Genomic DNA, 14,266 nt, shown 5'->3' on the forward strand with positions numbered 1-14,266 from the left:
CGCAGACCCGAGGGCCTGCGCCGCTTTGACCGAACACCGGAGCGGACGCGATCAGGCCACCGTGCGGGCCATCGCGCCTGCGGGCACATCCGCAGGCACCACCGGGGCCATGGCCATGGCCGGGGCAGGCAGGGGATGACCGTTCAGAGCGGCATCCAGGCGCTCATGGTCCAGCGCGTTTTCCCAACGGGATACCACCACGGTGGCCACGGCGTTGCCGATAAAGTTGGTCAGCGAGCGGCATTCGCTCATGAAGCGGTCCACGCCCAGGATCAGCGCCATGCCGGCCACCGGCACTTCGGGCACCACGGCCAGGGTGGCGGCCAGGGTGATGAAGCCTGCACCGGTCACGCCTGCTGCGCCTTTGGAGCTAAGCATCGCCACCAGCAGCAGCGCCACCTGGTGACCCAGCGTCAGTTCGGTGTTCGTGGCCTGGGCGATGAACAGCGCGGCCAGCGTCATGTAGATGTTGGTGCCGTCCAGGTTGAACGAGTAGCCCGTGGGCACCACGAGGCCGACCACCGACTTGCTGCAACCGGCCTTTTCCATCTTCTCCATCAGCGAAGGCAGGGCCGATTCGGAGGATGAGGTACCCAGCACCAGCATCAGCTCGGCCTTGAGGTAGCGGCACAGCTTGAACACCGAGAAGCCGCACAGCCGGGCCACAAAGCCCAGGATGACCACAACGAACAGCAGCGAGGTGATGTAGAACGAGCCCACCAGCCAGGCCAGATTGACCAGCGAACCCAGGCCAAACTTGCCGATGGTGAACGCCATGGCGCCGAACGCACCGATGGGCGCGGCCTTCATCACAATGCCCACCACCTTGAACACGGGGGTGGTCAGCGCTTCCAGAAAATGCTGCACAGGACGGCCCGCCTCACCCACCAGTGCCAGGCCCACGCCAAACAGCACGGCCACGAGCAGCACCTGCAGGATGTTGTCGCCCACGAAGGGGCTGACCAGCGTCTTGGGGATGATGTCCATCGCAAACCCGGTCAGGCTCATCTCATGCGACTTGGCCACGTAGCTCTTCACGGCCGTCTGGTCCAGATCGGCGACGTTGATGTTCATGCCCGCGCCGGGCTGCACCACGTTGGCCACCACCAGACCCACCACCAGGGCCAGCGTGGAGAAGAACAAAAAGTACGCCATGGCCTTGCCAAACACGCGACCCACGCTGCTCAGCTGCGACATGCCCGCAATGCCGGTCACGATGGTCAGGAAGATCACCGGCGCGATGATCATCTTGACCAGCTTGATGAAGGCATCACCCAGCGGCTTGAGCGCCTCGCCATAGGCGGGTTCAAAATGCCCGAGCAAGACACCCAGGACGATGGCGAGCACCACCTGGAAATACAGCTGCCGGTAAAAAGGCAGCCGCACGGGGTGGGCTGTGGGGGCGGAAATGGCGTGCATGGAGGTCTCCTGAAATCACGAAAGACTGCACCACCGGGGTGCGTCGAGGGTGCCGTTTGTACCGCCGCACGCTGTTTGAGCCGATAACCTATTGGTATTAGTCAGGGGCACCGCCATAGGGCGCCGCTTGCCCCAATATAGGGAAAACACCTAGCACCTGGCCGGGATGCGGCACACTCGCTCCCCGCAACATCCCAGCCTACGGACCGCGCCAGGAACAAATTTTCCCCATGACGATGACGCCCCGCCTCCGAAAATTCTGGACCCTGCTGATCCTGCTTGGGGGCATGGTGGGCAGCATGTTCATCGCCGGCCAATGGGCCTGGCAGCGTTCACTGCAGGAAGAAAACCGCAGCGTGCAGGGCCAACTGGCGCTCTACGGCCAGGCCCTGGCCCAGCGCATCGACCGCTACCGCACCCTGCCCGAAGTACTGGCGCTGGATGCACAGCTGCGCAACGCGCTGACCCACCCACTGAGTGCGGCCGATGGGGAGCAGCTCAACCGCAAGCTGGAGCAGGCCAACGGTGCCAGCCAATCCTCCACCCTCACCCTGCTCAACCGCGACGGCCTGGCCGTGGCCGCCAGCAACTGGCGCACGGCCACCAGCAATGTGGGGGTGGACTACAGCTTTCGCCCCTACGTGCAGCAGGCGCTGGCCCAGGGGCGCGGCAGCTTCTATGGCATTGGCGTGACCACGGGTGAGCCGGGCTACTTTCTGTCTCAGGCCATCCACGACGACCATGGCCAGACGCTGGGGCTGGTGGCCATCAAGATCGCGCTGCAGGAGCTGGAACGCGAGTGGCTGCAGACCACCGACATCGTGCTGGCGTCGGACGCGCATGGCGTGGTTTTTTTGGCCAGCCAGGATGCGTGGCGCTACCGCCTGCTGGAGCCACTGGACGATGAGGAACGCCGCGAGCTGAACGCCACCCGGCAGTACGCCGACCAGCCGCTGCGCCCGCTGGAAGTCCGCGTGGTGGAAGCCCTGGACACTGGCGGTCGGCTGGTCAGCGTGCAGGCCCCTGCCCTGCCCGGCCGCGTGCTGTGGCGGACCCAGCCCCTGCCCGGCACCCCGTGGCAGCTGCACCTGCTGCACGAGACACGCAGCAGCTTCGCGGACAGCCGGTGGGCCGCTGCGGCAGGCGCGGGCGGCTGGCTGGCGCTGGGCCTGCTCGTGCTGTTTGTGCGCCAGCGCCAGCGCCTGTCCAGCCTGCGCCAGCGCAGCCGCCAGGAGCTGGAGACCGTGTTGCGCCAGCACGCCCAGGAGCTGCGCACCGCGCAGGACGGCATCGTGCAGGCGGCGCAGCAGGCCGCCCAGCAGACCGACACGGGCCTCTCGCGCAGCCTGGAACATCTGCCGCAGGGCGTGGTCATCATCGACGCCGACCTGAACCTGGTGGCCTGGAACTCGCGCTATGTGCAGCTGTTTCGCTTCCCGGCAGACCTGATGCGCGTGGGCCAGCCCATTGCCGACCTGATGCGCCACAACGCACGCCGGGGCCTGCTGGGCCCCGGCCCGGTGGGAGAAGCCATCGCACGCCGCCTGGCCCATCTGCGCAGCGGCACACCCCACCTGCACGAAAGCGCCAAGGGCGACGGCACCGTGCTGGAGATCCGGGGCAACCCGCTGCCCGAAGGCGGCTTTGTGACCAGCTACGCCGACATCACCAGCTACAAGAACGCCGCGCGCGAGCTGCGGTCCCTCGCCGACGCGCTGGAGCAGCGCGTGGCCGACCGCACCCGCGACCTGGACGCTGCACGGCGCGAAGCCGAGCAGGCCAACCGCTCCAAAACCCGCTTTGTGGCCGCTGCCGTGCACGACCTGCTGCAGCCCCTGAACGCCGCGCGCATGTTCACCTCGCTCTTGCGCAGCCACCTGCCGGGCGACGCCGAACGGCACGCCGTGGACAGCATCGACGGCGCCCTGGCCGCGCAAGACGCCATCCTCAACAGCCTGCTCGACATCTCGCGCATGGAATCGGGCCAGTTCGACGTGCACATCCACGATGTGGCCCTAGGGCCACTCTTGCAGGTGCTGGGCCACAACTTTGGCGTGCTGGCCGAAAGCCAGGGCCTGCAACTGCGCTGCGTGCCCACGCGCGCCGTGGTGCGCACCGACGACAACCTGCTGCGCCGCATCCTGCAGAACTTTGTCTCCAACGCCATCCGCTACAGCCGGCGGGGGCGCATCGTGGTGGGCTGCCGCAGGGTGGGCAATGACCACCTGCGCATCGAAGTGCATGACCAGGGCCCCGGCATCCCCGAGGCTCTGCAGCGTGAAATTTTCGAAGAATTCCGCCGCCTGGACGAAGGCCGCGCCGACGACCGGGGCGCAGGCCTGGGCCTGGCCATCGTCGAACGCCTGGGCCGCCTGCTGGGGCACGAGATTGGCCTGCGCTCGCAACTGGGGCGCGGCAGCGTGTTCTGGGTGTGTGTGCCGCTGGGCAACCCCGCCGCCGCGCAGCAGGCTGCGCCCCCCGCCACCACGCAGCAACCCGCCGACGACGCCCCCCTGCAAGGCAGCAGTGCCTGGGTCATTGATGACGACGGCCCTACCTGCGCCGCCACGCAGGCCCTACTGCAGCGCTGGGGGTGCACGGTGCCGCTAGCCGCTGGCGCGCCCGAGGCCCTGGCCGCCGCCCAGCCCGGCCAGGCACCGCAGCTGGTGCTGCTGGACGTGCACCTGGGCGCCGGCCTCCACGGCCCTGAAGTGTTCGCGCAGCTGTGCCAGCGCTGGGGCCAGACGCCTGCCGTGATCCTGGTCACCGCCGAGCGCGATGCCACCCTGCGCCGCCAGGCCGCCGAGCGCGGCTGGGGCTTTCTGGCCAAGCCCGTGCGCGCCCCCGCGCTGCGGGCGCTGGTGAGCCAGACGCTGCTGAGACAGGGAGCATCCCCCTGAGCCGCTGCGCGGCGGGGCGGCCCTTGCACGGCGCCTCGCGCAGGGTGCTGCGCCCGGTTGGATAGGCTGCGCTCGTCGCTACGCTTTTAGTAGCTGCCAGGGCTTTTTGGATAAGCGACAGCGGCCGTTTTGATGCAGATCTCCACCTCAGGAAGACACGCCGTCTTCCGTCTCCAGGCTTTTGACCAGCACCGCCGCCTGCGTGCGGCTGTAGCACGCGAGCTTTTTCAGGATGGCGGTGACGTGCACCTTCACCGTGTTCTCCGCCAACCCCAGCGCGGCGGCGATCTGCTTGTTGAGCAGCCCGTCGGCCAGGCACAGCAGCACGCGGAACTGCTGGGGCGTGAGCTGCGCGAGCCGCGCGGCCAACTCGGCGTCGGCCTCGGAGCGCTCGGCCGCCATGGGCGGGAACCCGCTGCCGCCGTCCAGCACGGCCTGAATGGCGTCGCCCATGGCGTCGGCAGGCGCGGACTTTGGGATGAAGCCTGCCGCGCCAAACTGCTGGGCGCGGCGGATGACGCGGGGGTGGTCGTTGGACGAAATGATGACCACGGGCAGCTCGGGGTATTCGCCGCGCACATGCAAGAGGGCCGAGAAGCCGCGCGTGCCGGGCATGCTTAGGTCCAGCAGCACGAGTTCGATCTCCGGGTGCTCCTGCAACGCCTGGCCCAGCGTGGCGGCGCTGGCCGCCTCCAGCGTGCGGTACTGGGGCAGGCGCTCGCGCAGCACGTGCAGCACGGCCGCGCGGAACAGCGGGTGGTCGTCAGCGACGAGGAGCGTGGGCGCGGAGGACATGGAATGTGCAGTCTGCCAAGGCAGGGCGGTCAGCCGCCCTGGGGGCCTTTCCAGAACGCGGGCTGCGCGTACTGGTGCTTGAGGTGCTCGATCCACAGCCGCACGCGCAGAGGCAGGTGCTTGCGCTGGGGGAAGACCACGTAGATGCCATTGGGCGGGGCGGCAAAGTCCTCCAGTACCGCGACCAGTCGGCCTGCGGCGATCTCGGCCTCCACCTCCCAGGTGCTGCGCCAGGCAATGCCCCAGCCACCCAGGCACCAGTCGTGCAGCACCTGGCCGTCGGAGCAGTCGAGCGGCCCGCCGGGCTTGAGGTGCATGACCTCCGTGGCGCCATCCGCAAGGGGCACCCGGAACGCCCAGCCACGCGTCTGCGAGGCGTCGCTCGACAGCGTGAGGCAGTCGTGCTGCACCAGCTCGGCCGGGGCGCGCGGGGTGCCGCGCCGCGCCAGATACTCGGGCGTGGCCACGCACAGGCGGCGGTTGTCGGCGATGCGCACGCTCACGAGCGACGAGTCGGGCAGGTCGCCCACACGCACCGCGCAGTCAAAACCTTCGCCAGCCAGATCGACCACGCGGTCGCTGAGGTTGAGCGAGATGGTCACGTCCGGGTGCGCCGAGCGAAAACGCGGCACCAGAGGCGCGACATGGCGCCGGCCAAAGCCGGCGGGCGCGGTGATGCGAAGGTGGCCCGTGGCCTTGACCCCGCCTTCGGACACGCTGGCCTCGGCATTCGCCACGTCGGACAGCAGGCGCTGGCAGTCTTCCAGGAACGCGCTGCCCTCGTGCGTGAGGCTGATGCGGCGCGTGGTGCGCACGAGCAGCTTGACGCCCAGGTGCTCTTCGAGCGCATCGAGCCGCCGCCCCATGATGGCCGGTGCCACGCCCTCGGCCTTGGCGGCGGCCGTGAGGCTGCCGCGCGTGGCCACCGACACAAAGGATTCGAAGGCCTTGAGTTTGTCCATGGGCGGTGATTATGGAGACATCCACGCGGGGGCCTGCACACGGCCGCTGCAGCGCGGCGGCACCCGGTGGCTGAAAAACTTGAAGCAAAAACAGGCCCTTGCGCTCGACCACATTGCCTTGATAGCTATCACTAATATAGCAATCAGGTCAATCGGGACTTGAGAAACCCCACGGTGCCGTAGCGCTTGACCTCCGCGTAGTGGTCGCGCGTGAGGCCCTGCACCATGGCGGTGTAGGCATCCGCCAGGTCGGGCGCGATGGTGAAGTGGTCGTAGTTCACGATCACGCCCACGCGCTCGCCCTGTGCGGCGAGCGGGGCGAGCAGGCCGCGCACCTCCTGCTCGATGGCGTCGATGGTGCTGGCGGTGTTGATCTGCAGGCCCGAGAAGTCGATGTGCAGCAGTTGGCGTGCGGCGTCCAGCTCAAAGCGCTGCACCAGCGGGCGATTGAGCAGTTGCTCACGCAGGCCCAGCGGGCCGGGCTCGAACAGGCGCATATCCATGGTCTGCAAACCCGGGCTGATGCGCGGCGTGAAGGACATGTGGGCGAGCACGTCGCGGTGCAGGTCGATGCCGGGCGCCAGCTCGATCAGCTCCAGCGCGCCGCCGCCCTCCGGCTCGCCCGAGGGCACGAGGCGGAACACGCAGCGCTCCGTCACATACAGCACGCGCTGGCCGCGCCGCAGGGCCTCGGCGCCGCTGAAGGTGCGATGCTCCACCTCGCGCACCAGCTTGCGCGCGCCGCCTTCGTGCAGGATGTGCAGGTGGCCGTCGACGGCCTCCACCTGCAGCGCGCCTGCCGTGAAGGTGCCGACAAACACCACGGTCTTGGCGTTCTGGCTGATGTTGATGAAGCCACCCGCACCCGCCAGGCGCGGCCCGAACTTGCTCACGTTGAGGTTGCCGTGCTGGTCGGCCTGCGCGAGGCCCAGGATGGCGATGTCGAGACCACCGCCGTCGTAGAAGTCGAACTGGTTGGGTTGGTCGATGATGGCCTGCGGGTTCACGGCCGCGCCAAAGTTCAGGCCACCCGCCGGGATGCCGCCGATCACGCCGGGCTCGGCCGTGAGCGTGACGAGGTCGATGATGCGCTCCTCAGCCGCTACGTTGGCCACGCCCTCGGGCATGCCTATCCCTAAGTTCACTACTTGGTGCGGGCGCAGCTCCAGCGCTGCGCGGCGGGCGATGATCTTGCGCTCGGTGAGTGGCATCGCCTCCAGGGTGTCCACGGGCACACGCAGCTCACCGGCAAAGGCGGCGCTGTAGGGCTCGGCAAAGGTCTGGTGGTGGTGCGCGGGCTCGGTGGCCAGCACCACGGCGTCGACCAGGACGCCCGGCACCTTGACCTGGCGGGGGTTGAGCGACCCACGCTCGGCAATGCGCTCGACCTGCGCAATGACCACGCCGCCCGAGTTGCGTGCCGCCATGGCAATCGCCAGCGCTTCGAGCGTGAGCGCCTCGCGCTCCATGGTGAGGTTACCGTCCGCGTCGGCTGTGGTCGCGCGGATGATGCCCACGTGGATGGGGAAGGCCTTGTAGAACAGGTAGTCCTGCCCGTCGATGGGCAGCACGCGCACCAGGTCTTCGGTGGTGCGCGCGTTGAGCTTGCCGCCGCCGTGGCGCGGGTCCACAAAGGTATCGAGACCCACGCGCGTGAGCGTGCCGGGCTTGCCCGCAGCGATGTCGCGGAACAAATGCGTGATCACGCCCTGGGGCAGGTTCCAGGCCTCGATCTGGTTGTCCACCGCCAGCTTCTGGATGCGCGGCACCAGGCCCCAGTGCCCACCGATCACGCGCTTGAGCAGACCCGCGTGGCCCAGGTGGTTGAGGCCACGCTGCTTGCCATCGCCCTGCCCTGCGGCGTAGACCAGCGTGAGGTCGCGCGGGGTTTGCGTGGACTCCCAGCGCTGGGCCAGCGCCACGGCGATGCTCTCGGCAAAGCCGATACCCACAAAGCCGCCGGTGGCCACGGTATCGCCGTCGTGGATGAGCTGCACCGCATCGGCGGCGCTGACGATCTTGTTCTTGTAGGCAGCGTTCAGCGCGCCAGCGGCCAAGGGTGCCTGCATGGATTTGTCTCCCGGTGGGGTTATTTTTATGAGCCAGGTCACGGCCTCGCAATAGGTTGCGGGGCCGCCCTGGCTCTTCGCGCAGCGTAGTGCTTAACCGGCCGGTGCGCCATTCCGTGCAACTACGGACTGTCACCAGTTTTGCGTAAAAGTCACTGGTTTCGAGCTTTTCAGCGTATTTATGTGGGCAAACATTTGCAATACAGTCTGTCCATGGCCTTCTCGCCAAGGTCCGACATTTCTTTGATCCACGTTTCAACAACTCAACTCTTTAGGCACCCTCATGACCGACCGCACCGCAATCCACGGCCTGCAAGTGGCCACCTCCCTGTACCGCTTTGTCGAAGACAAGGTGCTGCCCGGCACGGGTGTCGATGCCGCCGCCTTCTGGAAGGGCTTTGACGCCATCGTGTCGGACCTGGCCCCGCGCAACATCGCCCTGCTGGCCGAGCGCGACCGCCTGCAGACCGAGCTGGACACCTGGCACAAGGCCAACCCCGGCCCCATCAAGGACATGGTGGCCTACCGCAGCTTCCTCGAAAAGATCGGCTATTTGGTGTCCCAGCCCGCCGACGTGAAGGCGACCACCGCCAACGTGGACGACGAGCTGGCCACGCAGGCCGGCCCGCAGCTGGTGGTGCCCATCCTGAACGCCCGCTATGCCCTGAACGCCGCCAATGCGCGCTGGGGCAGCCTGTATGACGCGCTGTATGGCACGGACGCCATCAGCGAAGAAGGTGGCGCCGAAAAGGGCAAGGGCTATAACCCCGTTCGCGGCGCCAAGGTTATTGCCTTTGCGCGCCAGGTGCTGGACGACACGGCGCCTTTGGCTGCAGGCTCGCACAAGGATTCGACGGGCTACAAGGTGGAAGGCGGCCAGCTGGTCGTGTCACTGGCCAATGGCAGCACCACGGGCCTCAAGGACGCATCGCAGTTCAAGGGCTACCAGGGGAGCGCAGCAGCGCCCTCATCGGTGCTGCTGCAGCACAACGGCCTGCACCTGGATATCCAGATCGACCGCAGCACGCCCATTGGCCAATCCGACGCTGCGGGCGTGAGCGACCTGGTGTTGGAAGCCGCGCTCTCCACCATCCTGGACCTGGAAGACTCCGTGGCCGCCGTGGATGCCGAGGACAAGGTGCTGGGCTACAGCAACTGGCTTGGCATCATCCAGGCCACGCTGACCGAACAGGTCGCCAAGGGCGGCAAAACCTTCACGCGTGGGCTGAACCCGGACCGTGTTTACACCGGTCCGCAAGGCGGCGAAGTGCGCCTGCATGGCCGCTCGCTGATGTTCCTGCGCAATGTGGGCCACCTGATGACCAACCCGGCCATCCTGTGGACCGACACGCAGGGCACGCAGCGCGAGATCCCCGAAGGCATCATGGATGCAGTGGTCACAACGGCTATCGCATTGCACGACCTGCAAGGCCATGGCGCCAACGGAATTCGCAACTCCCGCAAGGGCAGCGTCTATATCGTCAAGCCCAAGATGCACGGCCCCGCCGAAGTAGGCTTTGCCGCTGAACTCTTCGGCCGTGTCGAGAAGCTGCTGGGCCTGCCCGACAGCACCGTCAAGCTCGGCATCATGGACGAAGAGCGCCGCACGTCCGTCAACCTCAAGGCCTGCATCGCCGCCGCATCGAGCCGCGTCGCTTTCATCAACACCGGCTTCCTGGACCGCACGGGCGACGAAATGCACACCGCCATGCACGCCGGCCCCATGGTGCGCAAGGGCGACATGAAGACCAGCGCCTGGATTCAGTCGTACGAGAAGAACAATGTGCTGGTGGGCCTCTCCTGCGGCCTGCGCGGCAAGGCGCAGATCGGCAAGGGCATGTGGGCCATGCCCGACCTGATGGCCGAGATGCTCAAGCAGAAGATCGCCCACCCCAAGGCCGGTGCCAACACCGCCTGGGTGCCCAGCCCCACGGGCGCCACGCTGCACGCGCTGCATTACCACCAGGTGAAGGTGAGCGACATTCAGATCGAGCTGGAAAAGACCGACGTGAATGCCGAGCGCGACAACCTGCTGACCGGCCTGCTGACCATCCCCGTCACCGCCAACCCGAACTGGACAGACGCTGAAAAGCAGCAGGAGCTGGACAACAACGCACAGGGCATCCTGGGCTACGTGGTTCGCTGGGTGGATCAGGGCGTGGGCTGCTCCAAGGTGCCCGACATCCACAATGTGGGCCTGATGGAAGACCGCGCCACGCTGCGCATCAGCAGCCAGCACATGGCCAACTGGCTGCTGCACGGCGTGGTAACGCATGCCCAGGTGAAGGAGACCTTCGAGCGCATGGCCGCCGTGGTCGATGGCCAAAACGCGGGCGACCCGCTGTACCAGCCGATGGCGGGCCACTTTGACACCAGCTACGCCTACCGTGCAGCGCTGGACCTGGTGCTCAAGGGCCAGGAGCAGCCCAGCGGGTACACCGAGCCGCTGCTGCACGCCTGGCGCCTGAGGCTGAAGGCGGCGCAGGCCGCCTGAGCAGCAGGCGGTGGCGCGTGCATGGGCATCGCGCGCGCTTCAATGGGACGATTGCTCAGTTTTTTATAGCTGCTTGCGCTTGATACTAAAGCGCTAGCAGCTATTTGTGCTCGGAGTTCTCTTTCAGCCCATCTCCACCTCGCTGCGCACAAACCAAAGTTGGTTTACGAACGTGCGACAGGTCCGAGGAATCGGCCCACGGCAGAGGGTTCAACCAGTTCCGCTCCGCAGCGGGGTATGTGCTTGCGCCGTACACTGCACCTCGGCACGCCCGCCCCCGTGGCGGGCCACCCGAGTGCAAGCCGAATCCGCCATGACTTCCCCTTCGCCCAGCGCTAGTAGCGCTACCGATGCGCCCACCGCATCCGTCTGCCCCCTGTGCGGGCAGCCAAACCTTTGCGCGATTGCCGCCGGACAGCCAGCCGAGAGTTGCTGGTGCATGGCCCCCGGGTCCGTTGCCTCCGAGGCGCTGGTCGCGCTGCGGCCCGAACAACGGGGCAAGACCTGTATCTGCCCGGCCTGCGGATCACGCGAGAGGCCGCCCTCTCCGTCGTCGCCGCCGCTTGCACCGTCGTAGCAGCCCGCGTCGATATGATTTCGCCTTTGTTTTTTGTTTGTGCAACCACCCCTACTGCAAGGAAGCTGAAATGCCCACGTACCACGTCGAAATGATGGAAGGCCGCACGGTCGAACAAAAGAAGAAGCTGGTGGAGGAAATCACCCGCGTTTCCGTTGAAATCCTGGGCGGCTCGCCCGAGTCGGTGGACATTCTCATCACCGATATCAAGCGCGAAAACTGGGCCACGGGCGGCAAGCTCTGGTCCGAGCGCACCTGAGCGGCTCTTAGCGTTTTCGCCCTCGCACCGTTTCAGAAATTTAACGCACGCGACGCCATGACCCAGGCAGGCTCGCTGGCCGTTTTGCGGGAGCGCTACGGAGAGCGCTACCGCTGGTTGGTGCTGCTGTCGGTCATGGTGGGAACGATGGCGTCGATCATGTCGTCCACCATCGTGAACGTGGCCATCCCCGACATGAGCCACTATTTCACATTGGGCCAGGAACGCGCGCAGTGGGTCACCTCGGGCTTCATGGTGGCCACCACGGTGTCGATGCTCACCACGCCCTGGCTGCTGTCGCGCTACGGGTACCGCGCCACCTACGTGGGCGCTATGTTGCTGCTGCTGGCGGGTGGCATTGGCGGCGGACTCGCCCAGGACTTCGGCCTGGTGCTGGTCGCCCGGGTGGCGGAGGGCCTGGCGGCAGGCGTTGTTCAACCGATTCCGGCCGTCATCATTCTGTACGCCTTCAAACCCCATGAGCAGGGCCGCGCCAGCGGCATCTTCGGCATGGGCGTTGTACTGGCACCCGCCATCGGGCCTAGCATCGGCGGCTTGCTGGTGGACTGGTTTGGCTGGCGCTCGATTTTTTTCATGGTTGTGCCGCTGTGTCTGGCGTCCATCTGGTTGGCTTACAAGTTTGTGCCCGTCACCGCCCCGGGCGGGGTAGAGGCCAACCGCCAAGGTGAGGCGCTGGACTGGCGTGGGCTCCTGCTGGGCACTGTGGGTACGCTGTGCTTGCTCAATGGCCTGGTGTCGCTGCATGGCGGCTCCGTGGCCGATGCACTCGGCCTGCTGTCGGGCGCGGTGGTGGCTGTCGCGTGTTTCATCACCTGGGAGCGCAAGTTGCTGCGCATGGGCCGCAAGCCGCTGATGGATCTGCGCCTGTTTCAGTACCGCCAGTTCGCCATGGGCAGCGTGGTGGCATTCATCTACGGTACGGCCTTGTTCGGGTCCACCTATCTGCTGCCAGTGTTCATGCAGTTGGGGCTGGACTTGTCGGCATCACATGTGGGTACGCTCATGCTGCCAGCAGGATTTGTCCTTGCCATCACCATCGCGGTGGTGGGCCGACTTGCCGACCGCCAGCCCACCCATTTTCTGGTCAGCATCGGACTGGGCTTGCTGGCGCTTTCGTTTGGACTCATGGTGTTTGTGGGCTTGGGCTCTTCATTGTGGATGCTGGTGGCGTTTGCAATTTTGGGCCGCATTGGTCTCGGCTTCATCCTGCCCTCGTTGAACCTCGGGGCCATGCGTCCCCTGGACAAATCACTTATCTCGCAGGGCTCCAGCACCATCGGCTTCTTGCGCATGCTGGGCGGGGCAGCCGGCGTCAGCCTGTGTGGCATCGTCCTAGAGTGGCGATTGAGCGCCCATGGCGCCTCGCTGGTCGCGGGCGCCAGCAGCCCGGCCCGTATCACTGCGTTCGGCGAAACCTTTTTGATGCTGACCTTGTTGTGCCTGCTGGCCTTGGTAGCCGCCTGGCAATTGCGGGAAGCCAAGCCCCGTTGAACGGTCCACCTATGGCCATCGCCTTCGCCGGACCGCATCGGGCATGATCTAGGGGCCCTCTGCACGAATCACCGCACCGTGTGCATCTGCGGACTCGAGTGGTCTGCGGTGTTGCAAATGCTCGCAATAGCTACGGCTATTGCTGCGCCTTGCGCCTGGCAGCCATCCTGATTCGCAGCGCACACTTACCGCTCGATTCGTGCAGAGGATCCCTAGCGGAACCGCCAAGACTTCAGAGAAACGGAATCTCCCCATGTGCCAACTGCTCGGCATGAATTGCAATGTTCCCACCGACGTGACCTTCAGCTTCACGGGATTTGCGCAACGGGGAGGAAAGACGGATCACCACAGCGATGGATGGGGCATCGCCTTTTTTGAAGACAAAGGCCTACGACATTTTGTAGATCATCAGGCAGCGGTGGAGTCGCCGGTGGCAGAGCTGATCCGCCGATACCCGATCAAAAGCAAAAACGTCATCGCCCACATCCGCAAGGCGACCCAGGGCATTGTCAGCCTTCAAAACTGCCACCCCTTCGTGCGTGAACTCTGGGGACGCTATTGGGTTTTTGCCCACAACGGCGATCTGAAGGATTTCCGCCCCCGCCTCCACTCGCATTTCCGCCCGGTGGGCGACACCGACAGCGAACATGCTTTTTGCTGGATCATGCAGGAGTTGGCAAAGTCCCATGCCAGTGTGCCGTCCGTCCCGGAACTGACTTTGACGCTGAAAGAGCTGGCCGCAGGGATCAGCCCCCACGGCACCTTCAATTTCTTGCTCTCGAATGGTCAGGCGCTATGGTCCCATGCAACCACCAGCTTGTACTACTTGGAGCGCCGGTATCCGTTTGGCCAGGCACAACTGAGTGATGAAGACGTCAGCCTCGACTTTTCCCGAGAAACCAATGAAAAAGACGAAGTGGCCGTGATTGTGACGAGCCCGCTGACGACCAATGAAACCTGGACAGCGTTTGGTAAAAGCGAATTGCTGGTGTTTTGCGAAGGCAGAAGACTGGACGTCTAAGCCCTAGCGCTGCGCGCGCGATGCGATCAAAGGAGCTTGTCTCGGGCGGGAGCCTTTGGCCGCGTAGCTTCAGTGTCCAGAGAGTCGGCATGCAACGCTCTCGGAGCCATCCTGCATTGCATTAGCGTCACGCCCAAAGCAAAAAACCCCAGTCAAATATGACTGGGGTTTTCTGGGCTGTAAGAGCCTGACGATGACCTACTTTCACACGGGAACCCGCACTATCATCGGCGCAAAGTCGTTTCACTGTCCTGTTCG

General features: G+C 65.7%; 10 protein-coding genes. 6 read left to right on the top strand and 4 right to left on the bottom strand.

Annotated features, from left to right (window positions below; genetic code table 11):
• Positions 1 to 51: 51 nt before the first annotated feature.
• Positions 52 to 1,419 (bottom strand): dicarboxylate/amino acid:cation symporter, encoded by a 1,368-nt coding sequence (locus tag LPA35_RS23235; RefSeq protein WP_228899257.1) that lies wholly within the window; start codon positions 1,417 to 1,419, stop codon positions 52 to 54.
• Between the two features lie 230 nt (positions 1,420 to 1,649).
• On the opposite strand from LPA35_RS23235, the gene LPA35_RS23240 reads away from it, so the two are divergent.
• The gene (locus LPA35_RS23240) at positions 1,650 to 4,319 is read left to right on the top strand and encodes a PAS-domain containing protein (protein ID WP_370641503.1); all 2,670 of its coding nucleotides are present in this window, start codon (positions 1,650 to 1,652) and stop codon (positions 4,317 to 4,319) included.
• Between the two features lie 147 nt (positions 4,320 to 4,466).
• On the opposite strand, the gene LPA35_RS23245 is transcribed toward LPA35_RS23240, so the two are convergent.
• From LPA35_RS23245 to LPA35_RS23255, 3 genes are all read right to left on the bottom strand, one after another.
• Positions 4,467 to 5,114 carry a response regulator transcription factor gene (locus LPA35_RS23245; protein ID WP_228899259.1) on the bottom strand — a complete coding sequence of 216 codons (648 nt, stop codon included), beginning with the start codon at positions 5,112 to 5,114 and terminating at the stop codon, positions 4,467 to 4,469.
• Positions 5,115 to 5,143: 29 nt separating this feature from the next.
• Positions 5,144 to 6,076 carry a LysR family transcriptional regulator gene (locus LPA35_RS23250; RefSeq protein WP_121421459.1) on the bottom strand — a complete coding sequence of 311 codons (933 nt, stop codon included), beginning with the start codon at positions 6,074 to 6,076 and terminating at the stop codon, positions 5,144 to 5,146.
• A 143-nt stretch (positions 6,077 to 6,219) separates the two neighbouring features.
• Positions 6,220 to 8,145, bottom strand: a complete 1,926-nt coding sequence (locus tag LPA35_RS23255; protein ID WP_228899261.1) for an acyl CoA:acetate/3-ketoacid CoA transferase — start codon at positions 8,143 to 8,145, stop codon at positions 6,220 to 6,222.
• 283 nt (positions 8,146 to 8,428) lie between these two features.
• Between LPA35_RS23255 and LPA35_RS23260 the strand changes: the two genes are divergently transcribed.
• The 5 genes from LPA35_RS23260 (at position 8,429) to LPA35_RS23280 (ending at position 14,008) form a co-directional block, all read left to right on the top strand.
• Positions 8,429 to 10,639 carry a malate synthase G gene (locus LPA35_RS23260; RefSeq protein WP_228899263.1) on the top strand — a complete coding sequence of 737 codons (2,211 nt, stop codon included), beginning with the start codon at positions 8,429 to 8,431 and terminating at the stop codon, positions 10,637 to 10,639.
• A 313-nt stretch (positions 10,640 to 10,952) separates the two neighbouring features.
• Positions 10,953 to 11,216, top strand: a complete 264-nt coding sequence (locus tag LPA35_RS23265; protein WP_228899265.1) for a cysteine-rich CWC family protein — start codon at positions 10,953 to 10,955, stop codon at positions 11,214 to 11,216.
• Between the two features lie 70 nt (positions 11,217 to 11,286).
• Complete coding sequence (locus tag LPA35_RS23270; protein ID WP_010466444.1) at positions 11,287 to 11,475, top strand: 4-oxalocrotonate tautomerase; 189 nt, start codon at positions 11,287 to 11,289, stop codon at positions 11,473 to 11,475.
• Positions 11,476 to 11,532: 57 nt separating this feature from the next.
• Positions 11,533 to 12,987 carry a DHA2 family efflux MFS transporter permease subunit gene (locus LPA35_RS23275; RefSeq protein ID WP_228899268.1) on the top strand — a complete coding sequence of 485 codons (1,455 nt, stop codon included), beginning with the start codon at positions 11,533 to 11,535 and terminating at the stop codon, positions 12,985 to 12,987.
• 253 nt (positions 12,988 to 13,240) lie between these two features.
• Positions 13,241 to 14,008, top strand: coding sequence for a class II glutamine amidotransferase (locus LPA35_RS23280; RefSeq protein ID WP_228899269.1), 768 nt, complete (start codon positions 13,241 to 13,243; stop codon positions 14,006 to 14,008).
• Positions 14,009 to 14,266 lie beyond the last annotated feature (258 nt).

It is taken from the genome of Acidovorax sp. Leaf73 (genome assembly GCF_916855635.1).
In the GTDB taxonomy this organism is placed as follows: Bacteria; Pseudomonadota; Gammaproteobacteria; order Burkholderiales; family Burkholderiaceae_C; genus Acidovorax; species Acidovorax facilis.

Coding starts and splice junctions, on each gene's coding strand:
- LPA35_RS23235 (WP_228899257.1), bottom strand. CDS start 1,419: ATGCACGCCATTTCCGCCCCCACAGCCCACCCCGTGCGGCTGCCTTTT.
- LPA35_RS23240 (WP_370641503.1), top strand. CDS start 1,650: ATGACGATGACGCCCCGCCTCCGAAAATTCTGGACCCTGCTGATCCTG.
- LPA35_RS23245 (WP_228899259.1), bottom strand. CDS start 5,114: ATGTCCTCCGCGCCCACGCTCCTCGTCGCTGACGACCACCCGCTGTTC.
- LPA35_RS23250 (WP_121421459.1), bottom strand. CDS start 6,076: ATGGACAAACTCAAGGCCTTCGAATCCTTTGTGTCGGTGGCCACGCGC.
- LPA35_RS23255 (WP_228899261.1), bottom strand. CDS start 8,145: ATGCAGGCACCCTTGGCCGCTGGCGCGCTGAACGCTGCCTACAAGAAC.
- LPA35_RS23260 (WP_228899263.1), top strand. CDS start 8,429: ATGACCGACCGCACCGCAATCCACGGCCTGCAAGTGGCCACCTCCCTG.
- LPA35_RS23265 (WP_228899265.1), top strand. CDS start 10,953: ATGACTTCCCCTTCGCCCAGCGCTAGTAGCGCTACCGATGCGCCCACC.
- LPA35_RS23270 (WP_010466444.1), top strand. CDS start 11,287: ATGCCCACGTACCACGTCGAAATGATGGAAGGCCGCACGGTCGAACAA.
- LPA35_RS23275 (WP_228899268.1), top strand. CDS start 11,533: ATGACCCAGGCAGGCTCGCTGGCCGTTTTGCGGGAGCGCTACGGAGAG.
- LPA35_RS23280 (WP_228899269.1), top strand. CDS start 13,241: ATGTGCCAACTGCTCGGCATGAATTGCAATGTTCCCACCGACGTGACC.